Source organism: Streptomyces sp. NPDC028298 (assembly GCF_055565895.1).
In genome coordinates this window covers 85,297-110,920 of the sequence record NZ_JBVHTL010000010.1, presented here as the reverse complement: position 1 = coordinate 110,920, position 25,624 = coordinate 85,297, and the positions used below count along the sequence as shown (strand labels likewise).

At 72.6% G+C, this 25,624-nt stretch carries 19 protein-coding genes; 11 read left to right on the top strand and 8 right to left on the bottom strand.

Going from position 1 to position 25,624, the window contains the following annotated elements; all coding sequences use genetic code 11:
* Positions 1 to 100: 100 nt before the first annotated feature.
* The 4 genes from ACZ4TO_RS35130 to ACZ4TO_RS35115 form a co-directional block, all read right to left on the bottom strand.
* Complete coding sequence (locus ACZ4TO_RS35130) at positions 101 to 1,789, bottom strand: hypothetical protein (protein WP_468026325.1); 1,689 nt, start codon at positions 1,787 to 1,789, stop codon at positions 101 to 103.
* Entirely contained in the window at positions 1,771 to 2,508 is a 738-nt protein-coding gene (locus ACZ4TO_RS35125) for an ABC transporter ATP-binding protein (protein WP_382790679.1), read from the bottom strand. The genes ACZ4TO_RS35130 and ACZ4TO_RS35125 overlap by 19 nt, the downstream gene beginning before the upstream one ends.
* A gap of 277 nt (positions 2,509 to 2,785) precedes the next feature.
* Positions 2,786 to 4,168 carry an aspartate aminotransferase family protein gene (locus ACZ4TO_RS35120; protein WP_382790676.1) on the bottom strand — a complete coding sequence of 461 codons (1,383 nt, stop codon included), beginning with the start codon at positions 4,166 to 4,168 and terminating at the stop codon, positions 2,786 to 2,788.
* On the bottom strand, positions 4,153 to 4,668 hold the full coding sequence (locus tag ACZ4TO_RS35115) for an Lrp/AsnC family transcriptional regulator (RefSeq protein ID WP_339131888.1): 516 nt from the start codon (positions 4,666 to 4,668) through the stop codon (positions 4,153 to 4,155). The genes ACZ4TO_RS35120 and ACZ4TO_RS35115 overlap by 16 nt, the downstream gene beginning before the upstream one ends.
* Before the next feature lie 187 nt (positions 4,669 to 4,855).
* Between ACZ4TO_RS35115 and ACZ4TO_RS35110 the strand changes: the two genes are divergently transcribed.
* On the top strand, positions 4,856 to 6,295 hold the full coding sequence (locus ACZ4TO_RS35110; protein WP_382790673.1) for a gamma-aminobutyraldehyde dehydrogenase: 1,440 nt from the start codon (positions 4,856 to 4,858) through the stop codon (positions 6,293 to 6,295).
* A gap of 77 nt (positions 6,296 to 6,372) precedes the next feature.
* On the opposite strand, the gene ACZ4TO_RS35105 is transcribed toward ACZ4TO_RS35110, so the two are convergent.
* Entirely contained in the window at positions 6,373 to 7,005 is a 633-nt protein-coding gene (locus ACZ4TO_RS35105) for a hypothetical protein (protein ID WP_468026324.1), read from the bottom strand.
* 272 nt (positions 7,006 to 7,277) lie between these two features.
* Between ACZ4TO_RS35105 and ACZ4TO_RS35100 the strand changes: the two genes are divergently transcribed.
* The 4 genes from ACZ4TO_RS35100 to ACZ4TO_RS35085 all read left to right on the top strand — a co-directional run bounded on the left by ACZ4TO_RS35100 (position 7,278) and on the right by ACZ4TO_RS35085 (position 11,989).
* Complete coding sequence (locus ACZ4TO_RS35100) at positions 7,278 to 7,934, top strand: response regulator transcription factor (RefSeq protein ID WP_382790667.1); 657 nt, start codon at positions 7,278 to 7,280, stop codon at positions 7,932 to 7,934.
* Between the two features lie 74 nt (positions 7,935 to 8,008).
* On the top strand, positions 8,009 to 9,301 hold the full coding sequence (locus ACZ4TO_RS35095) for a sensor histidine kinase (RefSeq protein ID WP_468026323.1): 1,293 nt from the start codon (positions 8,009 to 8,011) through the stop codon (positions 9,299 to 9,301).
* 51 nt (positions 9,302 to 9,352) lie between these two features.
* Positions 9,353 to 10,543 (top strand): ABC transporter substrate-binding protein, encoded by a 1,191-nt coding sequence (locus ACZ4TO_RS35090; protein ID WP_468026322.1) that lies wholly within the window; start codon positions 9,353 to 9,355, stop codon positions 10,541 to 10,543.
* Positions 10,544 to 10,930: 387 nt separating this feature from the next.
* Positions 10,931 to 11,989, top strand: coding sequence for a PucR family transcriptional regulator (locus ACZ4TO_RS35085; protein WP_468026321.1), 1,059 nt, complete (start codon positions 10,931 to 10,933; stop codon positions 11,987 to 11,989).
* A gap of 31 nt (positions 11,990 to 12,020) precedes the next feature.
* Here ACZ4TO_RS35085 and ACZ4TO_RS35080 read toward each other — a convergent pair whose 3' ends face one another.
* The 3 genes from ACZ4TO_RS35080 to ACZ4TO_RS35070 form a co-directional block, all read right to left on the bottom strand.
* Complete coding sequence (locus ACZ4TO_RS35080; RefSeq protein WP_468026320.1) at positions 12,021 to 15,356, bottom strand: ATP-binding protein; 3,336 nt, start codon at positions 15,354 to 15,356, stop codon at positions 12,021 to 12,023.
* A gap of 81 nt (positions 15,357 to 15,437) precedes the next feature.
* Positions 15,438 to 18,419, bottom strand: a complete 2,982-nt coding sequence (locus ACZ4TO_RS35075; protein ID WP_468026319.1) for an FG-GAP repeat domain-containing protein — start codon at positions 18,417 to 18,419, stop codon at positions 15,438 to 15,440.
* Positions 18,419 to 20,980, bottom strand: a complete 2,562-nt coding sequence (locus ACZ4TO_RS35070; protein ID WP_468026318.1) for a S8 family serine peptidase — start codon at positions 20,978 to 20,980, stop codon at positions 18,419 to 18,421. Before ACZ4TO_RS35070 ends, ACZ4TO_RS35075 begins: the two co-directional genes overlap by 1 nt.
* A 405-nt stretch (positions 20,981 to 21,385) precedes the next feature.
* On the opposite strand from ACZ4TO_RS35070, the gene ACZ4TO_RS35065 reads away from it, so the two are divergent.
* The 6 genes from ACZ4TO_RS35065 to ACZ4TO_RS35040 all read left to right on the top strand — a co-directional run bounded on the left by ACZ4TO_RS35065 (position 21,386) and on the right by ACZ4TO_RS35040 (position 25,623).
* Positions 21,386 to 21,781: a sortase-dependent protein gene (locus ACZ4TO_RS35065; protein WP_365485978.1), complete on the top strand. Its 396-nt coding sequence runs from the start codon at positions 21,386 to 21,388 to the stop codon at positions 21,779 to 21,781.
* Entirely contained in the window at positions 21,778 to 22,416 is a 639-nt protein-coding gene (locus tag ACZ4TO_RS35060) for a class F sortase (protein WP_468026317.1), read from the top strand. Before ACZ4TO_RS35065 ends, ACZ4TO_RS35060 begins: the two co-directional genes overlap by 4 nt.
* A 95-nt stretch (positions 22,417 to 22,511) precedes the next feature.
* Positions 22,512 to 23,003, top strand: a complete 492-nt coding sequence (locus ACZ4TO_RS35055; RefSeq protein WP_382791272.1) for an RNA polymerase sigma factor — start codon at positions 22,512 to 22,514, stop codon at positions 23,001 to 23,003.
* The gene (locus ACZ4TO_RS35050; protein ID WP_468026316.1) at positions 22,987 to 23,499 is read left to right on the top strand and encodes a hypothetical protein; all 513 of its coding nucleotides are present in this window, start codon (positions 22,987 to 22,989) and stop codon (positions 23,497 to 23,499) included. The genes ACZ4TO_RS35055 and ACZ4TO_RS35050 overlap by 17 nt, the downstream gene beginning before the upstream one ends.
* A gap of 168 nt (positions 23,500 to 23,667) precedes the next feature.
* Positions 23,668 to 25,032 carry an FAD-dependent oxidoreductase gene (locus ACZ4TO_RS35045; RefSeq protein ID WP_468026315.1) on the top strand — a complete coding sequence of 455 codons (1,365 nt, stop codon included), beginning with the start codon at positions 23,668 to 23,670 and terminating at the stop codon, positions 25,030 to 25,032.
* A gap of 63 nt (positions 25,033 to 25,095) precedes the next feature.
* Entirely contained in the window at positions 25,096 to 25,623 is a 528-nt protein-coding gene (locus ACZ4TO_RS35040; protein WP_468026314.1) for a hypothetical protein, read from the top strand.
* Position 25,624: the final 1 nt, after the last annotated feature.

Genomic DNA, 25,624 nt, shown 5'->3' with positions numbered 1-25,624 from the left:
GTCGTGCTGTTCGCAGGGATAGACCGGGGGTCCGCCCGGAACTCATCGCCCGGCGCGGACCCTTTTTCCCGTACGTCGCGCGGAGTGCTCCGCGGGCCGGTCAGCGGATCAGGGGAAGCGCGGCCAGCTCGGCGACCGCCCAGGTCAGCGGGGCGAACGCGAGGAACAGCACCCCGGCACGCAGGGCCGCCGCACCGCGCAGCAGGGTGGCGGGCGCCCCCAGCCGCAGCAGGGCCGCCGTGGTGTCGGCCCGGGCCTGCCGCGCCTCGACGGCGGCGGTCGCGAGCGTCAGCACCGTGCACCCGGCGACCAGCGCGGCGCCCAGGGTGGTCAGCGGACCGAAGTCGGGCCGGGCGCCGGTGTACAGCGTCGTCATGGCGAACGCGCCCGACGCCACCGCGCACACCACGCCCAGCGGCTGTCCGATGCGCCGCGCCTCCGACTGGAGCACCCGCCCGGCCAGCAGCCGCAGCGCGCCGGGACGTACGGCCTGGAGCAGCCATCCGCACAGATACGTGATCGCGGGCCCGGCGAGGGCCAGACCGACCGCGGTCAGCACCCAGCCGAGCAGCACCCCTGCGGGACCGCCGGCGAATCCGCCGGGCAGCGCGAGCGCGGGCGCCGCTCCCGAGCGGCTCGCGTACGTCTCCACGGCCAGCCCGGCCGCCAGCGTGGCCGCGCCCCAGGGGAGACCGTTCGGGTAGCCCGGCGCGGCGGGCAGCCCGCCGGCCTCGGCGACCCGGCGCGGGTCCGGGCGCGCCCCGGGCACGGCGGCGCCCTCGTACGCCGGTCGCGGGTCCTCGTACACCGCGTCCGTGTCGACGTACGGCAGGTCCACGCGCTGGTACGAGGACGGCGTTCCGTGGGTGACGGCGGCCCGGTGCCCCTCGGCCGCCGTCGTCCCGGTCTCCCCGGAGGCGTACGCCTCGGCGGTCCAGTGGAAGTCGGGGCCGCCGGAGCCGTTCGCTCCGGGGGCGAGCGGGTCGGGTGCCGGCAGGGCGGCGCCGCCGGGGGCGGCCGAGGGGGTCCGGAACCCGTCGCCCGTGCCGGTCACGGTGAGACCGTCGCCCGTGCCGGTCGAGGTGAGCCCCTCGGTCAGGCCGGCCGTCGCGAAGCCCGTGGGCCCACCGGGTGCCGTGAACGGCGCGAGGGTGCCGGGAGCGCTGCCGATGGGGCGGGCGTCACGGCGCACGACGGTCCGTGGAGTGCTCGCGACGGGGTTCTGCCGCGTCGACATCCACGTACGGCCGTAGGACCACGCGGCGCGCACGGGACCGCTGTCCCGGGGGCGCAGGGAAAGGGCGGCCGCGCCCGAGGCCGCGACCGGAACCAGGCCGAGCAGCGTGAGCGCCGCGGGCAGGGGCAGCGAGAGGCCCGAGGCGAGGAAGTCCTCCGCCGCGCCGCCGATCGGGCCGCCGGTCAGGTCGCCGCGCAGATGGAGGAACAGGAGCAGGGCGATCAGCGAGCCGAGGAGGGTGGACAGGGCGGTGGTGGCGGCGGAGATCGCCATCAGCCGGCCGGGGCCGAGGCCGACGGCGGACAGGCCGGGCCGGGGCCGGGTGGCGGGGTCGGTGCGGGCGACCGCGACGGCGAAGTAGACCGTGGCGGCGAGGGGCACGACGCACCAGGCCAGGCGCAGCGCGCCGGCGGCCGAGGCGTCCGGGTGGCTCATCGCGTATCCCAGCGTGCACAGCAGCAGGAACCCGGTGCCCGCGGAGGCGGCGGCGACCAGGAGCCGGCGGAGCTGGACGAGGGGGTGGCCCCCGCGGGCTAGACGGAGAGCGAGCACGCGGCCCGGCCTTCCGTCTCGGTGACCGGGGGCAGGTGGACGGTGTTCACACGCCGTCCGTCGAGCAGCGAGATCGTGCGGTCGGCGAGGGCCGCGGTGTCCGGGTCGTGGGTGGCGAGGACGGCGGTGATGTTGTGCGAGCGGGCCGCCGAGGTGAGCGTGCGCAGGACCTGGGTCTGGTCGGCGCGGTGCAGCGGGGCCGTCGGCTCGTCGGCGAACAGCACGGTGGGGGTGGGGGCGAGGGCGCGGGCGACGGCCACGCGCTGCCGTTCGGCCTGGAGCAGGGCGTGCGGGCGCTTGCGGGCGCAGCGGCCGACGTCCAGGCGCTCCAGCCACTCAAGGGCGGCGGTCTTGGCGGCCCGGCGGGTCCAGCCGCGCAGCATCAGCGGGAGGGCGGTGTTCTCCCAGGCGTTCAGCTCGGGGATCAGGGTCGGGACCGGGTCGATCCAGCCGAACCGGTCGCGGCGCAGCCGCTCGCGGGTGAGCGGGCCCATGGTGTGCACGGGCGAGCTGTTGAACCAGACCTCGCCCTGCTGGGGCAGGAGCTGGCCGGACAGGCACCGCAGGAGGGTCGTCTTGCCGCTGCCGCGCGGGCCGCAGACGGCGAGGATCTCGCCCTCACGGATGCCGAGCGAGACACCGCTGAGCGCGGGCGAGCCGTTGTGCTTGACGTGCAGGGCGCGTGCCCAGAGCACGTCGTTGTCAGGCGGGGCCACCATCGCGTACACCTCGTTCAGAGCTGATGTGCCGTGCCCGGCGACCTCTTCGAGGTCGCTCGGTCCCCCGGACGGGGGAACGAAGGCAGGGCCGATCGGTCACAGGGCACGCTAAGGAGTCGGGGCGGGGAGGCCGGACAGCACGCGGCCCCGGGCCGCCCATTCTCACTCGAACGGGCGGCACCGGGGCCGGTGTTGATCAGTCGGACGGAAGACCCGGGCCCGCCGTGGGGAAGTCGGCGGGGCCGGGTTCACGGCCGGGGATCGGCGGGGCTCGCGATCAGAGCTTGGTCCACGCCTCCGTCAGCACCTGGCGGACGATCCCCTCGATCTCGTCGAAGGTCGACTGGTCGGAGATCAGCGGCGGCGAGAGCTGGATGACCGGGTCGCCGCGGTCGTCGGCACGGCAGTAGAGGCCGTACTCGAAGAGCTTCTTGGAGACGAAGCCGTAGAGCACGCGCTCCGACTCCTCGTCCGTGAAGGTCTCCTTGGTGGCCTTGTCCTTCACGAGCTCGATGCCGTAGAAGAAGCCGTTGCCGCGGACGTCGCCGACGATCGGCAGGTCGTGCAGCTTCTGGAGGGTCTTCAGGAAGTTCGCCTCGTTGTCCAGCACGTGCTGGTTGAGGCCCTCACGCTCGAACAGGTCGAGGTTGGCGAGGCCCACGGCCGCGGAGACCGGGTGGCCGCCGAAGGTGTAGCCGTGCAGGAAGGTGTTGTCGCCCTTGTAGAACGGCTCGGCGATGCGGTCCGAGACGATCGCGGCGCCGATCGGGGAGTAGCCCGAGGTCATGCCCTTGGCGCAGGTGATGATGTCCGGGATGTAGCCGAACTTGTCACAGGCGAAGTAGGTGCCCAGACGGCCGAAGGCGCAGATGACCTCGTCCGAGACGAGCAGCACGTCGTACTTGTCGCAGATCTCGCGCACGCGCTGGAAGTAGCCGGGCGGCGGCGGGAAGCAGCCGCCGGCGTTCTGCACCGGCTCCAGGAAGACGGCGGCGACGGTGTCCGCGCCCTCGAAGAGGATCTCCTGCTCGATCTGGTCGGCGGCCCAGCGGCCGAAGGCCTCCGGGTCGTCGCCGTGGATCGGGGCGCGGTAGATGTTGGTGTTCGGCACCTTGTGCGCGCCCGGGACGAGCGGCTCGAAGGGGGCCTTCAGGGCCGGCAGGCCGGTGATCGACAGGGCGCCCTGCGGGGTGCCGTGGTAGGCGACCGCGCGCGAGATGACCTTGTACTTCGTGTGGTTGCCGGTGAGCTTGTGGTACTGCTTGGCCAGCTTCCACGCGGTCTCGACGGCCTCGCCGCCACCCGTGGTGAAGAAGACCTTGTTCAGGTCGCCCGGCGCGTGGTGCGCGAGGCGCTCGGCGAGCTCCACGGCCTTGGGGTGGGCGTAGGACCAGATGGGGAAGAAGGCCAGCTCGGCGGCCTGCTTGGCGGCCACCTCGGCCAGCTCCCGGCGGCCGTGGCCGGCCTGGACCACGAACAGGCCCGCGAGACCGTCGAGGTAGCGCTTGCCCTTGTCGTCGTAGATGTAGGTGCCCTCACCACGGACGATCGTGGGAACGGGCGCGTTCTCGTACGAGGACATGCGGGTGAAGTGCATCCACAAGTGGTCGTACGCGGTCTTGCTGAGGTCCTTGGTGCTCACGGTTATCGGGTTCCCCACATGTAGGTCTGCTTCTTGAGCTTGAGGTAGACGAAGCTCTCGGTGGAGCGCACCCCGGGCAGGGCCCGGATGCGTTTGTTGATGACGTCCAGCAGGTGGTCGTCGTCCTCGCAGACGATCTCGGCGAGGATGTCGAACGAGCCCGCGGTCATCACCACGTACTCGACTTCCGACATGGCAGCCAGCGCTTCCGCCACCGGGTCGAGGTCGCCCTCGACCGTGACGCCGACCATCGCCTGCCGGCGGAATCCCACGGTGAGCGGGTCCGTGACGGCGACGATCTGCATGACGCCCTGGTCGAGCAGCTTCTGGACCCGCTGCCGCACGGCGGCCTCGGAGAGGCCCACGGCCTTGCCGATCGCGGCGTACGGGCGGCGTCCGTCCTGTTGGAGCTGCTCGATGATGGCGAGGGAGACGGTGTCCAACTGGGGACTGCCGTTCCTGGACTCGCGGGAGTCCCTTGGTTCCGCGCTTCGACTGACCACGACCCCACTGTGCACGACGTATCGACAGTTCCGCAAGGTTCAGGCGATGAAATTCGTTGTTTACGGGTACGTGTCTTGCGGATTTCGCAGCTCTGGGCCGTTCGGGGGTGTTGAAAACGTGGAGTCACGGATTAGGGTGGGGTCCAGGCATCTCAGGTAGTGGACACCTGGGCCGTTGTACATCCGACAGGAGGGCCGGGCAGTGAGCACCGAGCTGCGTCGTCTGCGCAATTACATCGACGGAGAGTTCCGCGATGCCGCCGATGGACGGACCACGGAGGTGGTCAACCCCGCGACCGGCGAGGCGTACGCGACCGCGCCGCTCTCCGGCCAGGCGGACGTGGACGCCGCGATGGCGGCCGCCGCCGCGGCCTTCCCGGAGTGGCGGGACAAGACCCCCTCCGAGCGTCAGAAGGCCCTCCTGAAGATCGCGGACGCGTTCGAGGAGCGGGCCGAGGAGCTGATCGCGGCCGAGGTGGAGAACACCGGCAAGCCGATCGGTCTGACCCGGTCCGAGGAAATCCCGCCGATGATCGACCAGATCCGCTTCTTCGCGGGGGCCGCCCGCATGCTCGAAGGCCGCTCGGCCGGCGAGTACATGGAGGGCATGACCTCGATCGTCCGCCGTGAGCCGGTCGGCGTCTGCGCCCAGGTCGCGCCGTGGAACTACCCGATGATGATGGCGGTGTGGAAGTTCGCCCCGGCGCTCGCGGCGGGCAACACGGTCGTCCTCAAGCCCTCGGACACCACCCCGGCCTCCACCGTCCTGATCGCCGACATCCTCGGCGGCATCCTGCCCAAGGGCGTCTTCAACGTCATCTGCGGCGACCGCGACACCGGCCGCGCGATGGTCGAGCACCCGACCCCGGCCATGGCGTCCATCACCGGCTCCGTCCGCGCGGGCATCTCGGTCGCCGAGTCGGCGTCCAAGGACGTCAAGCGCGTCCACCTGGAGCTGGGCGGCAAGGCCCCGGTCGTCGTCTTCGAGGACACCGACATCCCCAAGGCCGTCGAGGACATCTCGGTCGCGGGCTTCTTCAACGCCGGCCAGGACTGCACGGCCGCCACCCGCGTCCTCGTCCAGGACTCCATCCACGACGAGTTCGTCGCCGCGCTCGCCAAGGCCGCCGCCGAGACGAAGACCGGTCAGCCGGACGACGAGGACGTGCTCTACGGCCCGCTGAACAACCCCAACCAGCTCAAGCAGGTCGCCGGGTTCATCGAGCGGCTGCCCGCGCACGCCAAGGTCGAGGCGGGCGGCCAGCAGGTCGGCGACAAGGGCTACTTCTACGCCCCGACCGTCGTCTCCGGCCTGAAGCAGGACGACGAGATCATCCAGAACGAGGTCTTCGGCCCGGTCATCACCGTCCAGTCCTTCTCGGACGAGACCCAGGCGATCGAGTGGGCCAACGGCGTCGACTACGCGCTCGCCTCCTCGGTCTGGACGAAGGACCACGGCCGCGCGATGCGCCTGTCCAAGTCCCTCGACTTCGGCTGCGTGTGGATCAACACCCACATCCCGCTGGTCGCCGAGATGCCGCACGGCGGCTTCAAGAAGTCCGGCTACGGCAAGGACCTGTCGGGCTACGGCTTCGAGGACTACACGCGCATCAAGCACGTGATGACGTCGCTGGACGGCTGACCGCACCCAGGTGTGAGCGTGGCCCCGGCCGGGAGTCGATCCCGGCCGGGGCCACGCCTTTCCCCCTGGGCGCCGGCTCAGGCGCTCTCGGTCACGCCGGAGAGCGAGGGCCCGTCGGGCGCGCCCGGCTCACCCTTCTCCGTGTGGAAGCCGGGCAGCTCGCCGACGCCGCCTCCCGACCCCTTGCCGGGCCTGCCGGGCACGGTCACCGGCGGCAGCCCGGACCCGGTCGAGAAGGTGACGCCGGCCTTCCTCAGGATCGGCGCGCACGCCTTCTGCGCGGTCCGGTAGCTCTTCGAGGCCGGGTCGAACCCCTTGCCCGCCCTCATCCGCACGTCGAACCGGATCCGGCCCCGCCCGTCCTTCGAGGCGTGGAAGGCCGGGAAGTACTTCTGGCCGCGGTCGCGCATGCAGGCCGCGAACGCGTCGTCGGCCGTGTTCACGTCACCGGGAGCGTGCGAGGTCGGACGGTAGGCGATGGCCGGCAGGGCTCCGCCGGACGGCAGTCCGCCCTTGGGGGGTACCCCGGTCCCGCCGTGCCGCGTGAGCAGGGGCGCGCCGGCGGTCCCCGTCGTCGCGGCGGTCACGGTGGTCCGGTCGGACGCCGAGGCGGCCGTCGCCGCCGAGGCGCTGACGGTCCCCAGCGTGGCGGCCGAGATCAAGGCGCAGGCCAGGGCGAGTCGTTGGGGCCGGGTGGCCGGTGCACGCATGGGCTTTCCTCCATGGGGCGGGCGGCGGTGCCGCCGGTTCGGACGCGATGGCGCACGGTGACGCACCGCCGTGCCGTCACGCGCCGTGGTCCGGCGGGTCGGGGCGGGACGTCCGGTGCCGTGCTGCGCTCCAGCCAAGCCGGGGGGCGGTTACGGCACGGGAACGGTCTTCCTTACGGCACCGCGACAGGCCCGGCCGGGCTCCCGCGACGGGGGACCCTGTCAACGGGCCCTTATCCCCGTGTAACCAGCGGCGCGTCACACTGACCGCCATGCGTGTGCTGGTGGTCGAGGACCATGAAGAGCTCGCCGAGACCGTGGCCGCCGGGCTGCGCCGCGAGGGAATGGCGGTCGATCTCGCGCTGGACGGGCCCACGGCGCTGGAGCGCGCCACCGTCAACGGGTACGACGTCGTGGTGCTCGACCGCGACCTGCCCGGCGTCCACGGCGACCAGGTGTGCCGGACGCTGGCCGCGGGCGGCAGCCGCGCGAGGGTGCTGATGCTCACAGCGTCCGGCACGGTGGCCGACCGGGTCACGGGACTCGGCCTCGGAGCCGACGACTATCTCTCCAAGCCGTTCGCGTTCGCCGAACTCGTCGCGCGGATAAGGGCATTGGCGCGCCGGGCGCAACCGGCCCTGCCTCCCGTCCTGGTCCGCGGCGAACTGCGGCTCGACCCGGCACGGCGGCAGGCGACCCGGAGCGGTTCGGGCCTCGCCCTCAGCCCGAAGGAGTTCGCCGTGCTCGAACTCCTGCTGGCCGCGCAGGGTGCCGTGGTCTCCACCGAGGAACTGCTGGAGCGGGCCTGGGACGAGGCGGCCGACCCCTTCAGCCAGACCGTGAAGGTCACGGTGAGCCGGCTGCGCCGCAAACTGGGGGAGCCGCCGCTCATCGCGACGGTGGACCGGGCGGGATACCGCATCGCATGACGAACACGGGTGGGAGCCGGCGGTGGAGCCCCCGGGGTCTCCGGCGGCCGGGGCCCGCCGGGGTGCCCCGGCCAATGGTGCCGCGCAGTATCCGGTGGCGGCTGACCCTGCTCTACAGCGCGCTGTTCGTGGCGGCGGGCGCGGCCCTGCTCGGCTTCACCTACTTCCTGGTGTCACGGTCCCAGCCCTCCGCAGGCGTCGTCTCGTCCATCGAACCCGGGCTGCCCGCGGGCCAGGCCCTCACCACGCCCGACCCGCCGGCGCTCACGACGTACGCCGAGGCCCTGCGCGCCGACCAACTGCACCAACTGCTCGTCGAGGCGGGTGTCGCGCTCGCCGTGATGACCTTCGCCTCCGTGGCCCTGGGCTGGATCATGGCCGGCCGGGTCCTCGCCCCGCTGCGCACGATGACCGCCGCCGCCCGGCGGATCTCCGCGGACAACCTCCGCCAGCGGCTGGCCGTGCCGGGACCCGAGGACGAACTCAAGGCGATGGCGGACACCTTCGACGACGTACTGGGGCGGCTGGAGGGCGCGTTCGAGGCGCAGAAGCAGTTCGTCGCCAACGCCTCGCACGAACTGCGCACGCCTCTCACGCTCCAGCAGGCGATCGTGGACGTCGCGCTCGCCGACCCCGGCGCGTCGGTGGAGACCCTGCGGGCCGCGTGCCTGCGCGTCCGGGTCGCCGGGCAGGAACAGGAGCGGCTCATCGACGCCCTGTTGACCCTCGCCCGCAGCCAACGCGGTCTGCAGCGCAGGGAGTTCCTCGACCTCGCCGAGACGGTACGGGAACTGCTGCCGGACGCCGGGTCCGAGGCCGGTGCGCCGACCGTACGGGCCGACCTCGGCTCGGCTCCCGTGCTGGGCGATCCCCAGTTGATCGAGCGCCTGGTGGTCAACCTCGCGGACAACGCCGTACGGCACAACGCGGGCGGGGCCGGTGAGAGGTGGGTCCGTGTGTGGACCGGGACGGAGGCGGGGCTCCCGGTCCTGCGGATCGACAACACCGGCCCGGTGATCCCGCGCGACCAGGTGGCCGGACTCTTCCAGCCGTTCCGGCGGCTCGGCACGGAACGGACCCGCGCACGGCCCCGGACCCGCCCGCACGGGCAGGGCCGCCCCCGTGAGGGGCTGGGCCTCGGCCTGTCCATCGTCACGGCCGTCGCCACCGCCCACCGCGGCACGGTGGAGGCGTGGCCCCGTCCGCAGGGCGGCCTGTCGGTACGGGTCACGTTCCCGCCGTGCGCCCCGCCCGCGAACGTCCCGGGCCGTGAGCCGGGCCGGGGCCGGCCGCCGGTCACGCGTCCGGAGTCCTCGAAACGCCGCCCGGAAACGGATCGACAGGGTGTCGGGTCGGCGGGCGACTGATCGACGCAGCGTCCATTGTCCGGAAGGAGCCGGGTTCGGCATGCTGCGCGCGTGCCCGTGAATCGGAAGACCTCGCCCCCGTCCCGCCGGTCCCTGCTGCGCGCCCTGGGCGGCGGTGCCGCCCTCGGAGCCCTCGCGGGATGCGGCGTACCGGCCGCCTACGTGGCACCCGGCGACCGGTCCGGAGCCGACCTCTCCGCCTCGGACAAGCGGCTGACCTGGGCGAACTGGCCGCTGTACATCGACACCGACGACGAGGACACGACCCGGCGGCCGACGCTGGAGGCCTTCGAGAAGCGCACCGGGATCGCCGTCGACTACGTCGAGGAGATCAACGACAACGACGAGTTCTTCGGCAAGATCAGCCCGTCCCTGATGAACCACCAGCGGACCGGGCGCGACCTGATCGTCATCAGCGACTGGATGTGCGCCCGTTTCGTCCGGCTCGGCTGGGTCCAGGAGATGGACCGGTCCCGGCAGCCGAACGTCGCCAAGTACCTGGACCCGCTGCTGCGTTCGCCCGCCTTCGACCCCGGCCGCAAGTCCTCGGTGCCGTGGCAGTCCGGGATCACCGGAATCGCGTACAACCGCCGCAAGCTCGGCCGCGAGATCAGGCACGTGTCCGACCTGTGGGCCGACGACCTCAAGGGCCGGGTCACCCTGCTCTCCGGCCTGGACGAGGCGTTCGCGCTGCTCATGCAGGCCGACGGCGTCGACATCACCCAGTGGCGGGCCGACGACTTCCACCGGGTGTGCGACCGGGTCGAGAAGCAGGTGCGCCGCGGGCAGATCCGCCGCTTCACCGGCAACGACTACATCAAGGACCTCGCGAGCGGGGACGTCCTCGCCTGCCAGGCCTACTCGGGCGACGTGATCCAGCTCCAGGCCGACAACCCCGACATCCGCTTCGTCGTCCCCGAGGAGGGCGCCGAACTGTGGGCCGAGTCGCTGATGATCCCCAACCTGGCCCGGCACAAGGCCAACGCGGAGAAGCTCGTCGACTACTACTACCAGCCGGAGGTCGCCGCCGAGCTGGCGGCCTGGGTCAACTACGTCTGTCCGGTCCCCGCCGCCCAGGACGTCCTCGCCTCCTCCAAGGACAAGGACACCGCGGCCCTCGCCGAGGACCCGCTGATCTTCCCGGACGCGACCATGCGCAAGCGCCTCGCGATCGCCCGCGACATCACCGCCGGCGAACGCACCGCGTTCGCCAAGCGCTGGAACGCGATAGCCGGCCTGTGAACCGGGGGGCCGGGCCTGCCGAGTGCGGCTGACCCCGGCGGCGCCGAACCGCGGCAGCACCAGGAGATTGCCGGTTCCCGGCAGGGTCGGGCCTTATCAACCATTCCCGAGACTCGCGTGAGCGGTTCACCGGTGCGTTGGCCGCCGATGCCTGCGCGGTCCGTGAGCGGACCGGACACACCCCGGGGCGCTGCTCCCCTCCCGGTTCCGGGCCGGGCACCACCTGCCGGTGTCCGGCACCAGAACCTTCGCAGTGCTCCCCGCACGTCATGGTGCACGGCCGGGACGCGCACCCGCATTGCCGATTCCCGGCAGCGTTCATTAGGGTCTGCATGCCGGTGGGCCGTCAAGAAACCGTCACCGGCGCGTCAAGATTCGGGGGACGACGTGACCGACCGCGAGCATCCGGTGGACCATCTGCACGGCTACGCCGAGATCCTGGCCGCGGTCTCGGCCACCGGCCGGCGCCTCACGCGCGAGGAGATCGAGTCCCGGCGCGCCCTGGGTGAGCAGGCGGCGGAAGCCGGACACGGGCTGCGCACCCTCGTCAGCGACCACCTGACCGCCGCGCGTTCGGCCTGGCCCGCCTCACCCGGTTCCACCGACGCCGCTCTGGGCGCCGTGCAGCAGGCGATAGACGCGTTCGCGGAGGGCTACGAGCGCGCCCAGCGCCATGCCGTACGTCAGGAGGAGGCCGCGCGCCGCGAGTTCATCGACGACCTTCTCTACGGCCGCAGCGACCTGGGCCGCCTCGCGGAACGCGCCGAACGCTTCGGGCTGCGCCTCTCGCACGCCCACGCGGTCGCCGTCGCCCAGGGCCCGGCCGCGTACGACGAGAGCGACCCGGTGCTGCGGCAGGTCGAACGGGCGCTCATCGGCCGGTTCGGCGACCGCGACGTCCTGATCACCACCAAGGACGGGCGCTTGCTGTGCGTCGCGCCCGGCCATCAGGACGACGTCCTCGGCTACTTCGCCAAGCAGGCCTACGCCGCCACAGAGGGAGGGCGCGTCGCCATCGGCCGTCCCCAGCCCGGCCCCGGTGGCGTCGTCCATTCCTATGAGGAAGCGCTCAACGCCCTCGAACTGGGGGAACGCCTGGGCCTCGAGGATCCGGTCCTGCGGGCCGCCGACCTCCTGGTCTACCCGGTCCTGACCCGGGATCGCCAGGCCATGGCCGACCTCGTCCTCGACACCCTCGGACCGCTCACGACGAGCCGCGGCGGCGCCCAGCCGCTCCTGGACACCCTCACCGCGTACTTCGACTGCGGCTGCGTCGCGGCCGAGGCCGCCCGCCGCCTGAGCCTGAGCGTGCGCGCCCTGACCTACCGTCTGGAGCGCATCCACAAGCTCACCGGCGCCAACCCCGCCGACCCGGCCCACCGCTACATGCTCCAGACCGCGGTCATCGGCGCACGGCTGCTGGACTGGCCGGCCCGGGCCCTCTGACGCCCGCGAACGACGCAAGAGGAGACCGGGTTCAGAGCTCCCGCAGCAGGGCCCGGGCGCGGGTCAGCCGACGGGTCCCGGCCGGATAGGGAAGTGCCTGGGCCAGCGACTCCGCCCGCGTCAGCTCCCTCGCGCCCTCCCGCGTCGGGGCGAGCCGCGACAGCGAGGCGCCGAGGACGATGCGCGCCTCCACCTCGGTGAGGCGTTCCCCGGTCCGTTCGGCCCGGGCCGCCTCGGCGCGCGCGAGCCGCAGCGCGGCCTCGGCCCGTCCCGACAGGAGCTCCGCCCAGGCCACCAGCACCGGCGCGTCGTCGGTGTGACCGTCCAGGGCGCGCAGCGCCCGGTCCGGGTGGCCGGTGCGCAGGGCGAGTTCGGCGCGCGCCGTGCGCACCTCGTGCTCCGCCTGCCGGTCCCCGAGCTCGGCGGCGACCGCCTCCGCGCGGTCCAGGAGGGGCACGGCCGCTTCCGCCGCGCCCGTGAAGACCCGTACGCGGGCCAGCGTCGCGAGCGCGTACGGAAGGCACCAGGCGTCGTACGCCTCCGCGCCCGTGACCGCCTGTTCCGCGAGGGCGAGGGCAGGCCCCGGCTCCTCCAGCAGCAGCCGCAGCTCCGCGAGGTTCCCGCGCTCGAACGCGGCGGCGGTGGGATCACCCGACTGTTCGGCGAGGCCGAGCGCGCGGGTTCCGATGTCGACCGCCTCCCGCAGCCTGCCCGCCCGCCGCGCGTTCTCGCGCAGCATCGACAGGACCGAGCCGAGCAGGGTCGGATCGCCGTAGGCCTCGGCCGGTGCCAGCGCCTGGTCGCCCGCCTCGCGTGCCTGGTCGAAGCGGCCTGCGAGCCCGAGGTTGGCGGCCTGCATCGCGAAGGCGCGGGCCAGCAGCCGCTGGCCGGACGCTCCCGGTACGTTCCGCGCCGAGGTCAGGGCCTGCCGGGCGGCCTCGTGCCCGGCGGTGTACCGCCCCTGGACGCAGCGGACCACGGACAGGGCGAGGAAGTGACTGGCTGCCGGTTCCGGACCGGTGTCCGCGGTCACCGGATGTTCCCGCAGGGTGCGGCGGGCGGCCGCCGGTGCGCTCGTCCTGGCCAGGGTCTCGGCGAGCAGCGCCGAGGCGAGGACGGCCTCGTCACAGTCCTCGCGCCGCTCGAACTCCGCGAGCGAGAGCCGCAGGGCGTCGGCCGCCTGCTCGAAGTGGCCCATCCGCCGCAGGACATGGGCGTGGGCGAGCCGGGCGCGGGCCGCGTCGACGTCGAGCCGGGCCACCAGGTCGCGGTAATAGCGGTCGGCGGTGTCGTTCGCGTACAGGGCCGCGGCCCGCTCCGCGGCCCGGCGCAGGTACTCGGCCGCCCGCGGGTCGTCGGCGCGGGCGAAGTGGGAGGCCAGGGTGTCGACGGCGTCGGGACGCCGCCGTCTGACCGCCTGCGCGAACGCGGCGTGCAGTTGCCGGCGGCGGACCGCCGCGAGCTGTTCGTAGCAGGTGAGCCGGACCAGCGGATGCCGGAAGGCCACGCCTTCCTCGGACCGCCCGGCCACCACGACGGGCCGTTCCTCGACGAGCGAGGCGGCGATGGCCTGTTCCAGGGCGTCGGCCGCCGCGGCCCCGGCGACCGGGGGGTGCAGTCCGTGTTCGGCGACGTCCAGGAGTTCGGACAGCGCGGTGTCGCCGCCGGCGACGGCGAGCGCCTCGACGACGCGGCGGGCGTCGGCGTCGAGCCGTACGAGCCGGTCGGCCACCAGCCCCCGTACCCCTTCGGGGGCGAGGCCTCCGCCGTCCCCGTCGGCCAGGCCGTGGGCGAGTTCGAGGGCGAACAGCGGGTTGCCGAGGGAGAGTTCCCACACCCGGTGGACCCGTTCCTCGTGCGAGGGGTCCGCGGCCGCGTCGCGGACGACCGCCAGGCAGGCCTCCTTGTCGAGGCGGCTCAGCTCCTCGCGTACGCCGTGACGTCGGCGCAGGAGGGAGGCCACGGCCGAGCGGCGCGCGTCGCCGTCGGGCAGCTCCTCCTCGCGGTAGGTCGCGAGGAATCGCAGGGCGGTGTCCCGCTCCACGGCCCGCCGGGCCAGATGGCCGAGCAGGCGGTACGAGCCCGTGTCGGCGGCGTGCAGATCGTCGAGGACGACCAGTACGGGACGGGCGGCGGCGAGGTCGCCCAGCAGTGCCGTGATGCCCCGGAACAGCCGGTCCCGTTCCTCCTCCGGGCTGCGCTCGCCGGAGGTTCCCACCTGCCCGAGCGAGGGGAGGAACGAGGCCAGCTCGGGGTACTCGGACCCGACCCGGGCCCGCTCGGCGGCGCCGTGCCCGGCGAGCCAGCCCTCCAGCGCCTCCGCGAACACCCCGTACGGCGTGTGCCCCTCGGCGTCCTGGCCGCCGCCCCACAGCACGGCCGTGCCCTCCGCGGCGGCACGCCGGGCGACCTCGCTCACCAGGCGGGTCTTGCCGACTCCCGCCTCGCCGGTGAGCAGGGTGACGGGCGGCCCGTCCGTCGCGAGGAGCCGTGCGAGCACGGTGTCCCGGCCCCGCAGCGGCGGTGCGCTGCGGGTGGCCCGCAGCAGGGCGGGGAGCGGCGGGGCGGTGGGGACGGGGGCGGGTGCCGCGGCCAGGGCGGCCCGGTGCAGCCGCTCCGTCTCCGGCCCGGGCCGTACGCCCAGTTCCGCCGAGAGCACCTCGTGGCACGCGTGGTACTGGCGTACGGCCTGGCGGCGCAGCCCCTGGCGGAGCAGGGCGTCGATGAGCACGCGGTGCGCCAGTTCCTCGGCCGGGCTCTGTGCGAGGACCTGTTCGGCCACGGCCGCCGCTTCGGCGGCGGCGCCCCGCTCCAGGTGCGCTTCGGCGAGCCGGAGGAGCAACTGCTCACGCAGCAGGGCGAGTTGCTCGCGGCGTTCCGCGGCCCAGCTCGCGTAGCGGTCCTCCGGCAGGATCTCACCGGTGAACCGGCCCAGCGCGTCGGTCAGTTCGTCCACGCCGCCGTCGGCGAGGGCGGACCTGGCCGCCGTCTCGGCGTCGTCGGCGTCGATCCACACCGTGGCCGGGTCGAGGTGGAGCAGCGTGCCGTCGGAGATCAGGTACGAGGAGGCGGCGCGCTTGGCCAGTTCGGGTTCGAGGGCGTGGCGTGCGGCGTGCAGGGCGACGCGCAGGCTGCCCGCGGCGGCCTGCGGGTCGGCGTCGGGCCAGCAGATGTCCATGGCCTGGCCGCGGTGGAGCCGGTGGCCGGGGACGACGGCGAGCAGTTTCACCAGGGTGCGGGCGCCGGGCCGCGGCCAGCGTTCGGCGGGCTCGGGGCCGCTGTCACGTGAAGCCCGGAAGCCGTCGAAAAGGTGCAGACGCAGCAACGGAGGGCTGGATTCCGTCCCGTTCGTCTGGCGCGTGCTCATAGGGGCGACAGCGTAGCCGAGCAGGCCGAGAACCCCCTGGGCGAGGCCCAGGGGGTTCCGGTCGGACCGGTGTGGAGCCGGTCAGGAGAGCTTGTACGTGGCTACTTGGTGGATGGCGTTGTTCGGGATGTAGTAGCGGCCGCCGAACTCCTCGGCCGTCCGGTCGAAACCGTTGTCGTCACCCGCGAGCGACAGCGCCTCGTCGACCCCGTCGCCGTCCAGGTCGGCGGCGAGATAGTTGCGCGCGCCCATCAGGGTGACGCCGCCGACACTGTTGGACCAGGTGTCGGGGCTGTCGAAGATGCTCGGGTCCCACAGATCGAGCCCGCCGTCGGCACCGGCGACCAGCAGCTTGCGCCCGCCGGGTCCCGTCATGAAGCCGCCGCCGTACGACTGGGCGACGGTCCCGGCCTTGCTGTCCTTGCCGTCGGCCTCGTACCGGCGGAAGGCGGCGGTGCCGCCCTCGTACAGTGCGCCGTCCTCGGCCCAGTAGCTGAAGTGCGTCCACAGGCCGCCGTCGTAGCCGGAGTGCAGCACCGCGCCGGTGCGGCCGTCGCGGATCTCGAAGTAGTTGCGCGGGTTGAGGGATTCGGCGCCGTCGATGTTGATCGGGGCGGTGACGTTCCACTGGTAGACGACCGCGTGCCCGTCCGCGTACGGGATCTCCTCGGAAGCGAGGATGCCGTCGTTCGGGGTGGCGGTGCGGACGGGGCCCACCGCGTCGGCCGGGGCCTTCGGCGCGAGGTCCCAGCGGACCTTGCCGTTCTTGGCGTTGAGCGCGACGGCGTCGGTCACCGGGCTGTCCAGGTCGTACGCGTCGAGGCTGGCGTAGGCCGCGTACACCTGGCCGTCGTTCACCGACGGGTCGGTGAAGCGGACGTCGCCGGCGCTCTTGGGCGCGCTGTACGTCCACAGCGCGTGGCCGTCGCCGTAGTAGGCGCGCAGGGCGTCGGTCGGGACGAGGATGTCCAGTTCGCCGTCCCCGTCCAGGTCGGCCAGCTTCGCGGAGCGGACGTACTGGCCCGCGCCGCCCTCGATGGTCGCGAGGGTCTTGCCGGTCCTCCCGTTGAGGACGACCACGGCGGTGTCGGCCGCGACCACGATCTCCGGCCTGCCGTCGCCGTTGACGTCACCGGTCTCGATGTCGTGCACCGCGCCGGGCACGGTGGCCTGCCACAGCTTCTCGGGCTTGCCGCTCACCAGCGACGGGCCCGAGTAGGCCCACACACCGTCGGACTGGCCCGCCATGACGACGTCGTTCCTGCCGTCCTTGTTCAGGTCGGCGGCCTTGGCGTACGCGATGTCGCCCATCAGCGGCGTCACGTCCTCGGCCTTGCCGCTCGCGAGCTTGAACGTGCGGATGTTCTCCGCCTGGTCGACGATCCGCACGTGCGTGCCCGCGGCGTCGCTGAACACGTCCTGGTACATCGGCGCGGCCGCGACGCCCCTGCTCTGCCAGCCGACCACACCTTTGGCGTTGTAGACGGTCAGGGACGCGTACCGGCCGCCGCCGGGGTTGCCCGCGCCGTTGATCTCGCGGTCGTCCTGGGCGGAGGTGACCAGCTTGCCGTCGGCCACCGCGAGGCGCCAGACGCTCGCCGCGTCCTTGGCGTTGCCGGCGTCGCGCTTGACCGTGCTCGACCACAGGAGCTTGTCGGGGTCGGTGCCGTCGAGCACACGCACCGTGCTGGCGTTGACGTAGTAGTCCTCGTCGAGCGAGGACTCGGCGACCGCGTACTCGTCGCCGTCCTTCGCGGTGAGGTCACCGACCGTCAGCGCGGTGGGCAGGACGTTGTCCCGGGTCTCCAGCGTGGCGCGGTGACCGGTCTTCAGGTCGTAGGAGGCGACCTCGTAGCGCACGGCGTCGGTGGAGTCCTGCTGGTCGAGCGCGACGATCCGCTTGCGGCCCGCGTCCACGCGGAGCTGACGGCTGTAGAGCATGCTGTCGGTCTGCCAGGTGACCGAGCCGTCCGCGGTGTCGAGCACGAGGGTGCGGCCGCGCGCGTCGACGCCCGTGGCCTTGGCCAGGTTCCAGGAGACGACGACCTTGCCCTTGCCCAGGTCCTGGATGTCGCCCCAGTTGCCCCTGCGGGCCTCGCCGGTGTCGTACGTCCAGGTCGTCGCCGGCGTCAGCACGCCGTCCGCGGACGAGAAGCGGATGCCCGTCAGGGTCATCGTGGCGGCGGCCGGGACCTTGGAGTCGCCGCTCATCCGCGGCGCGTCGGCCACCAGCAGGGTGCCATCGACGATCTTGACCATGGACGCGCGGTTGTACAGCTTCGACCACATGGTCTTGCCGGTCTTGCCGTCGAGGATGGTGACGAAGGTGCCCGTGGTCAGCGACGAGCCCGGAGAGGTGAACGGACGCGGGTACGGCGTGGTGCCGACCTGCGCCGAGAAGACCACGTCCGGCACGCCGTCGCCGGTCAGGTCGCCGGTCGAGTAGCCGTTGTCCGAGTTGGCGGAGAACGGCGAGACGGCGTTGTAGCCCATGAGGATCTGCGCCGGGTACGGCTCGATCCGCCACGGCTGCGTCGGCTTGACCTGCCACTCCGGGAAGAACGAACTGCTGGTGCGGGCCCACACCTCACTGCCGTCGGCCGCGTGCCGCTGCACGTAGCCCATGCTGTTGAAGGTGAAGTAGTCGCCGTTCCTGCCGACGGGCACGGTCGCGCCCATGCCGCGCACGCCTTCCAGCGTGGCCCCGGCGGTCAGGGTGACCTTGGCGCTCGCGTCGGCGTCCGTGGAGGCGCCGTCCAGTTGCGAGCCGCTGCCACTGCCGGTGTCCGTGCCGGAGCCGGAGCCGGTGTCCGTTCCGGTGCCGTCGTCGGCGGGCTTCGGGGAGTCGGGGGACTTCGGGCTGACCGCGGCGGTGTCGCCGGCACCGGCGTTCGGGTCGAGGGCGACGTGGGCGGCCAGGGTCTCGGCCTCGGCACTGGTCAGCTTCATGGCCGTGCCGCTGTCGTCGGCCGCCAGGGCCTGCGGGCTCACGCTCAGGCACAGGCCCGCCGCGACCAGGGCGGAGGCGAGCCGCAGGGCCCGCCGGGACTGGGGGGCTCTCATCACTTGGCTCCCTGCGCGATGCGGACGGCGGTGCCGTCGGCGATCACGGACTGGTTGAAGGAGTACTGGAGGGCGTCGGTGCCGGACTGGTTCGCGATGCCGACGGTGGCACCCGCGCCCTTGTCCGCGACCGACTGGTACTGGACCGTCACCGCGCCGGTCGCCTCGTCGAAGACGACCTCGAAGGTGGAGCGGCCCGAAGTGCCGTTGGCGTAGGCGGCGTTGTTCCAGACGATGGCGAACCTGCGGCTGCCCGTGGTGCCGGTGGTGGCGGTCTGCACCGACGACTTCTTGTCGAGGGTCAGGTCGTCCCACAGCGGGGCGACGATGCCCTTGACGCCGTTCGCGCCGGTCGTCGGCAGCGCGGTGTTGGAGTAGTCGCCGACGCGCGAGGACAGGAAGTTCACCAGGCCGTCGGTCGTGACGGAGGCGGAGGAGTACGAGACGCCGTACAGCTTCGCCGGGAAGGGCAGGGAGACCGTCGCGGAGTCCTCGTCACCGGTCAGGGAGACCTTCTTGGTGCCGGCGATCCAGGAGTAGGCGGCCGGGGCGCAACTGTTTCCGGAGTTGTCGGTGCGGGCCGGAACCTGGACGTCCTTGGTCAGGTCGGCCGCGGTGACGGTGGCGGTACCGGTGTAGACGCCGTTGCACAGGACCGGGGCCGCGGGCTTGACCGTCAGTCCGTAGCTGCCCTCGGCGACCTTCGCGAAGGAGTACTTGCCCTTGGCGTCGGTGGTGACGGAGGCGACCGGGGAACCGGTCACCTCGACCGTGGCACCCGCGAGCGCCTTTCCGGTGACGTCGAGCACCGTGCCGCCGACCTTGTGCGAGGCCACCGCGGTCAGCGCGATGTCCTGGGTGAGGGCCTGGTTCTCGGCGACCGTGACGCCGGTGGCCGAGCCGTTCGCGTAGCCGTAGCCGCTGAAGGCGAAGGAGTACGTGCCGGCCGGCAGGGGGAGCTTGTACGAGCCGTCGGCGGCGGTGGTGACCGTGCGGACGTCGCCGCCCGTGCCGGTGGCCTTGACGGTGATGTTGGCGAGGGCCGCGCCGGTCGCCTTGTCGGTGACCTTGCCGGTGACGATGGCCGCGGTGTGCGGGGCCTTGTCCACGGAGGCGAGGATGTCGAGCTTGCCCTCGCCCCACACGTTGTTCATGTCGGCGGTGCCGCCGCAGTGGGTGTCGTCGACGTCGCGCGCGCCCTGGTTCAGCAGCGCACGGGTCTCGTCGATCTTGCCGATCAGCGACGGGGCCGCCGACCAGAGCAGCGCGACCGCGCCCGCGACGTGCGGGGTCGCCATCGACGTACCGGATTCGGTGGTGTAGGACGAACCGGGCCACGTGGACTCGACCTTGACACCCGGAGCCGAGATGTTCGGCTTCATCGAGCCGTCGACGAGCGAGGGGCCGAAGCCGGAGAAGGAGGCGATGGTGCCGGTGGAGTCGTAGGCGCCGACGCCGTAGGACGGGGCCTGCGAGCCGGGGGCGTGCGCGGTGGAACAGGTCTTGCCGTCACCGTCGTTGCCGGCCGCGAACGCCTCGAAGATGCCGGCGGCGTTCCAGGCCTCGACGATGTCCTGGTAGAACGTCGTGTCGCCGCCGCCCCAGGAGTTGTTGACGATGTTCGGCGCGAGGTCCGGGCGCGGGTTCTGGCCGTTGTGGTCGGTCGGCGCGAGGATCCACTGGCCGGCCGCCAGCAGCGACTCGTCCGAACAGGAGGAGGACTCGCAGCCCTTGGCGGCTATCCACTTGGCGTTCGGCGCGACACCGATGCCGTGCTTGCCGACCATCGTGCCCATCGTGTGGGTGCCGTGGCCGTTGTTGTCGCAGGGGACGCCGCTGGTGCCGCACTGGCCGGTCGGGTCGTACCAGTTGTAGTCGTGCGTGAAGGAGCCGTCGCCGTTGTTGCCCCGGTACTGGGCGACCAGATCGGGGTGGTTGTACTGCACGCCCGAGTCGACGTTCGCGATGACGATGCCCTCGCCGCGGTCGTCGTACTGGTTCCACACGTCGTCGGCGTTGATGTCGGCGACGCCCCACTCGGGGGTGTCGTCTCCGTTCGCGGAGGAGTCCGTGCGCGACGTGGTGATCTTGTTGTCGGCGGTCTCGATGTCGTCGAGCTTGTAGTGCTGCTCCTTGACGATCGACGCGACGTCCGGACGCTTCGCCAGTTCGTTCACGAGGTCCTGGCCACCGGTGACCTGGATCGCGTTGGCGATCCAGTAGTCCTGGTGACCGATCTTCTTCTTGTCCAGGAAGGACTTGAGGGAGGTCTGGCTGTCCGCGGCGTTCGCGCGCAGCTCCTTGAAGGCGGCCCTGGCCTTGGCGGCGTGCGTCTTCTGCTTCTTGGCGCCGGACAGGTCGGCCTGGTTTTTCAGGACGACGAAGAACGTCGCGTCACCGCCCTTGGCCACGGCGGCGGTGAGCGCGGAGTCGACCTCGGCCGACGACGGGGCGGCGCCGGCGGCGAGTGCGGGGGTCGACGCGGTCAGCAGGGCGGTCGCGGTGAACGCGGCCGCCACCCAGACGGCGCCTCTGCGCCGGGGCGGTTGGGGCAGGTGCATCGGGGGTGCTCCTCCGGGAACGGTAGGGGGAGCACGGACGCTAGGCAGACGCCGTTACTCGGGCATTACAGGGCTCGGCCCGGCCGTACAACTGCCCTCTTTCCAGGCCGAACCAGACCTCGCCCGCCCCAACCCTCACACCAACGCCGAGCGCGCCGGGCGAGGTTGGCACCGAACGCGAGCGGGTCGCCCTGACCGAAGTTGGCGTGGGAACAGGCGTGGGTCGCCCCGGCCGAGGTCAGCACCGAACGCGAGCGGGTCGCCCCGGCCGAAGGCGAACCGGCCCTCCCCTCAGCGTCTTTGCCCGCTCTTTACAACCCCGTCCACCGCCCGCTCGTCTCTCCGCTCGATCCGTAACCGGCCCGCCGCTCCACCGGCGGGCGGACCGACGAAAGAGAGCGATCCATGCGCCGAACCGTCTTCAGTGCCACGGCACTCGCGTGCACCGCCGTGCTGGTGGGCACGGTGCCCGCGTTCGCCGACGGGGCGTCCCCGCGCCCCTCGACCCGACCGAGCGTCAGCGCGGCCCCGGCCTCCGCGAGCCCCACCACGGCCCCCGCCCCGGCGAGCCCCACCGCGACCCGGGCACCCTCCGCCGTGCCCAGCGCCGCGCCGACGCGGGCGCCGGCCTCGCGGCAGGTCTCCGTCCGGCCGAACGGAGCGCCCGACACCGGTGTGGCCCCGACCGCGACGCCGTCCTCCGGCCCGGCGGCCGGGCTGGTCGGCGGGGGCGCCGCCGCCGTGTTCGCCGTGGGCGCGGGCGTCTTCGCCGTACGCCGTCGGCGGGCGACCGGGGCATGACCTCCTTCTCCAGGCGCGCGTTCGTCGCCACGGCGGCGGCCGCGCTGCTCGTGGGGTGCGGCGGCCGTCCGGCCACTTCGTCCGCGCAGCCGAAGCCCGGCGGCACACCCGCGACCGCGCCGGCCGGTGGCGGCTCCACGGCCTCGCCGTCCGCCGCGAAGCCCGTGCGTGCGATGGCACGTTCGGCGCCGGTCGGGCTGCGGATACCGGCCATCGGCGTCGACACCCCGCTGACGCGGCTCGGGCTGGCACCGGACGGCGGCGTGCAGGTGCCGCCGGTCACGGCACACGACCGGGCCGGCTGGTACCGGTACTCGCCGACGCCGGGCCAGAAGGGTCCCTCGGTGATCCTCGGTCATGTGACGGTCGGCCCGTACGGCGACGGCGTCTTCCGTCACCTCGCGCGCCTGCGCCACGGCGACCGGATCGTCGTGCGCCTGGAGAACGGAGGGTCGGCCGGGTTCACCGTCGACGACGTCCGTACCGTCGCCAAGGCCGACTTCCCGTCGGACGCGGTCTACGGCGACGTGGACCGCCCGGAGCTGCGGCTCATCACCTGCGGAGGTCCCCGCTCCGGAAGCGGCTACCGCGACAACGTGATCGTGTTCGCGGAGCTGACGTCCGCGAGCCCCTGACCCCCGGCCGGCAGTCCGGGATCCTGGGCCGCAGGACCGTACCCCCCGCGGCCCGGGATCGTCCGCTCCCGGCACCGTCACGACCATGGAGAATGTTGAAAGGGTCCCGTGAGAAGGCGGCTTCCGAGCTGTTCGCCGCCCTCTACCCGCGCCTCGCCGGCTGGTGCCGCCGTCTCGTCGACGACGACGGCACGGCCCACGAGATCGCCTCGGAGGCGTTCACCCGGCTGTGGTCCCGCTGGACCTCCGTGGCCGAGCCGCGGGGATTCCTCTACGTCACGGCCGCCAACCTCGTCCGGGACCACTGGCGCAAGCTGGAGCGGGAGCGCAGGGCCGTGCACCGGGCCACCGCCGAGGCCGCCGTCGGCCCGCCGAACGAACAGGCCGATCCCTCCGTGCGCCTGCTCGTGCAGTCGCTGCCCGAACGGCTGCGCGTCCCGATCCTGCTGCACTACTACGCTGACATGCCGATCCGGGAGGTGGCCGCGCTGACCGGGCGCAAGGAAGGAACGATCAAGGCCGATCTCCACGCGGCCCGCGAAACGCTCCGCGCCCATCTGAGGAGAAGTCTTGATCACACACTCTGACGACGGTCCGGACTTCGGCCCCGACGACCCGCTCGCCGTCATCATGCGGCCCCCGTCCGAGTACCTCTCGCCACCGCCCGGCCGCTACGAGGCGATCCGCCGGGGCGCGGCCCGGCGCCGGCTGCTGCGCGCCGCCGCCGGGGCGGCCGTGGCGTGCGCGCTCGGCGCGCTCGTGGTGCTGCCGCTCCGGTCGGCCGCGCCCGAGGCGCCCGTGTCCCCGGTGGTCCCGATGGCCCCGCCGCCCGCGAGCGGCCCGTCGCCCGAGCCCACTCCGTCGGTCTCGCCCGAGAGCGCCGTCCCCCGTCCCCGCGGGAGCGGTCCCTCGCGCCGGACGTCGGCGCCCGCTACCGTGCCCACGGCCCGTACGACCGCCGTTCCGACGCTCACCCGCACTCCGTCGGCCACGCGGGCGTCCGCTTCCGCCCCCGCGACCGCCCGCCCGTCCGCCGCCCGCACCGGGGCCGTTCCCACGCCGTCCAGGGCGGACCAGAGGTGACTGCTCAGGGGGGCCGGCGGCAGAGGACGCCGCCACCCATAAAGCGGTCCTTCAGGAGCCATAAGTCGGCCTTATGAGGTCATAGCCCGGACCCGCCTACTGACTTAGGTTTGCCTCAGTTTAGGCTTCCCGACGAGTCCCCTGCCCCTGCTCGAAGGGAATCTGATCATGCCTCGCCCTCTGCGGGTAGCCATTGTCGGAGCCGGCCCCGCCGGAATCTACGCCGCCGACGCGCTGCTGAAATCCGCAGTGGCCGCCGAGCCCGGTGTCTCCATCGACCTGTTCGAGCGGATGCCGGCCCCGTTCGGTCTCATCCGTTACGGCGTCGCCCCCGATCATCCCCGGATCAAGGGCATCATCACCGCCCTGCACCAAGTGCTCGACAAGCCGCAGATCCGCCTCTTCGGCAACGTCGACTACCCGCGCGACATCAACCTCGACGATCTGCGCGCCTTCTACGACGCGGTGATCTTCTCCACCGGCGCGACGGCCGACCGTGCCCTCGACATCCCCGGCATCGACCTCGACGGCTCGTACGGCGCGGCGGACTTCGTCTCCTGGTACGACGGTCACCCGGACGTCCCGCGCACCTGGCCGCTGGAGGCCGAGAAGGTCGCCGTCCTCGGTGTCGGCAACGTCGCGCTCGACGTGGCCCGCATCCTGGCCAAGACCGCGGACGAGCTGCTGCCCACCGAGATCCCGCCGAACGTGTACGACGGGCTCAAGGCCAACAAGGCGCTGGAGGTCCACGTCTTCGGCCGCCGGGGCCCCGCGCAGGCGAAGTTCAGCCCGATGGAGCTGCGCGAGCTGGACCACTCGCCGAACATCGAGGTCATCGTCGACCCCGAGGACATCGACTACGACGAGGGCTCGATCGCCACCCGGCGCGGCAACAAGCAGGCCGACATGGTCGCCAAGACCCTGGAGAACTGGGCGATCCGCGACACCGGCGACCGCCCGCACAAGCTGTTCCTGCACTTCTTCGAGTCGCCCACCGAGATCCTCGGCGAGAACGGCGAGGTCGTCGGCCTGCGCACGGAGCGCACGGCCCTCGACGGCACCGGGAACGTCAAGGGCACCGGCGAGTTCAAGGACTGGGACGTCAGCGCGGTCTACCGCGCGGTGGGCTACCTCTCCGACAGCCTGCCCAAGCTGCCCTGGGACGTCGACTCGGGCACCGTTCCGGACGCGGCCGGCCGGGTGCTGGAGGAGTCGGGCGAGCACCTGTCCTCCACCTACGTCACCGGCTGGATCCGGCGCGGTCCCATCGGTCTGATCGGTCACACGAAGGGCGACGCCAACGAGACGGTCGCGAGCCTGCTCGACGACCACGCGAACGGCCTTCTGCTCACGCCCACTTCGCCCGACCCGGAGGCCGTCGACGCCTTCCTCGGCGAGCGGGACGTCCGCTTCACCACGTGGGAGGGCTGGTACCGGCTCGACGCCGCCGAGAAGGCGCTGGGCGAACCGCAGGGCCGTGAGCGCGTGAAGCTGGTGGAGCGCGAGGACATGCTGCGGGAGAGCGGCGCCTGAGTCACCGGAGCCCCGGACCGGGGCGGTTTTGAACACGTTCAAGTCGGGGCGTACGCTCCCGGTATGAGCGACAGAGCCGCCCTGCTCCGGGGCATTCGCGTTTGGCTTGCCTTCTTCGTCGTCAGCCTGGTGCTCAGTGGCGCCACGGCCTTCCCGCTGGTGCACGAGCTGCACTGGACCGAGGGCCTGCTGCGGACCCTGTCCGTGCCGGAACACCTGCCCGTCCTGATGGACTGGATCGAACGCGTGAGCCGCGGCCTCGACACCGCCGACGCCCAATACCCCTTCCTGCTCTACGGAACGGACTGGCTGGCGTTCGCGCATCTCGTCATCGCGGTCGCGTTCTACGGCCCGTACCGCGATCCGGTCCGCAACATCTGGGTCGTCGAGTTCGGGATGATCGCCTGTGCCGGCATCGTCCCGCTCGCCCTGATCTGCGGACCGATCCGCGGAATTCCCTTCTGGTGGACGGTCGTCGACATGTCCTTCGGGATCTTCGGGGTGATCCCGCTGTACGTCGTACGGAAGAAGATCAAGCGCCTGGAAGCCCTCGGCGCCGGACCGGTGCCCGTGCCGGCGCCCGCCGGCTGAC

Excerpts from the sequence above, each read along its gene's own strand:
- ACZ4TO_RS35125 (WP_382790679.1), bottom strand. The coding sequence starts at position 2,508 with ATGGTGGCCCCGCCTGACAACGACGTGCTCTGGGCACGCGCCCTGCAC.
- ACZ4TO_RS35105 (WP_468026324.1), bottom strand. The coding sequence starts at position 7,005 with ATGCGTGCACCGGCCACCCGGCCCCAACGACTCGCCCTGGCCTGCGCC.
- ACZ4TO_RS35100 (WP_382790667.1), top strand. The coding sequence starts at position 7,278 with ATGCGTGTGCTGGTGGTCGAGGACCATGAAGAGCTCGCCGAGACCGTG.
- ACZ4TO_RS35095 (WP_468026323.1), top strand. The coding sequence starts at position 8,009 with ATGGTGCCGCGCAGTATCCGGTGGCGGCTGACCCTGCTCTACAGCGCG.
- ACZ4TO_RS35080 (WP_468026320.1), bottom strand. The coding sequence starts at position 15,356 with ATGAGCACGCGCCAGACGAACGGGACGGAATCCAGCCCTCCGTTGCTG.
- ACZ4TO_RS35075 (WP_468026319.1), bottom strand. The coding sequence starts at position 18,419 with ATGAGAGCCCCCCAGTCCCGGCGGGCCCTGCGGCTCGCCTCCGCCCTG.
- ACZ4TO_RS35070 (WP_468026318.1), bottom strand. The coding sequence starts at position 20,980 with ATGCACCTGCCCCAACCGCCCCGGCGCAGAGGCGCCGTCTGGGTGGCG.
- ACZ4TO_RS35065 (WP_365485978.1), top strand. The coding sequence starts at position 21,386 with ATGCGCCGAACCGTCTTCAGTGCCACGGCACTCGCGTGCACCGCCGTG.
- ACZ4TO_RS35060 (WP_468026317.1), top strand. The coding sequence starts at position 21,778 with ATGACCTCCTTCTCCAGGCGCGCGTTCGTCGCCACGGCGGCGGCCGCG.
- ACZ4TO_RS35045 (WP_468026315.1), top strand. The coding sequence starts at position 23,668 with ATGCCTCGCCCTCTGCGGGTAGCCATTGTCGGAGCCGGCCCCGCCGGA.
- ACZ4TO_RS35040 (WP_468026314.1), top strand. The coding sequence starts at position 25,096 with ATGAGCGACAGAGCCGCCCTGCTCCGGGGCATTCGCGTTTGGCTTGCC.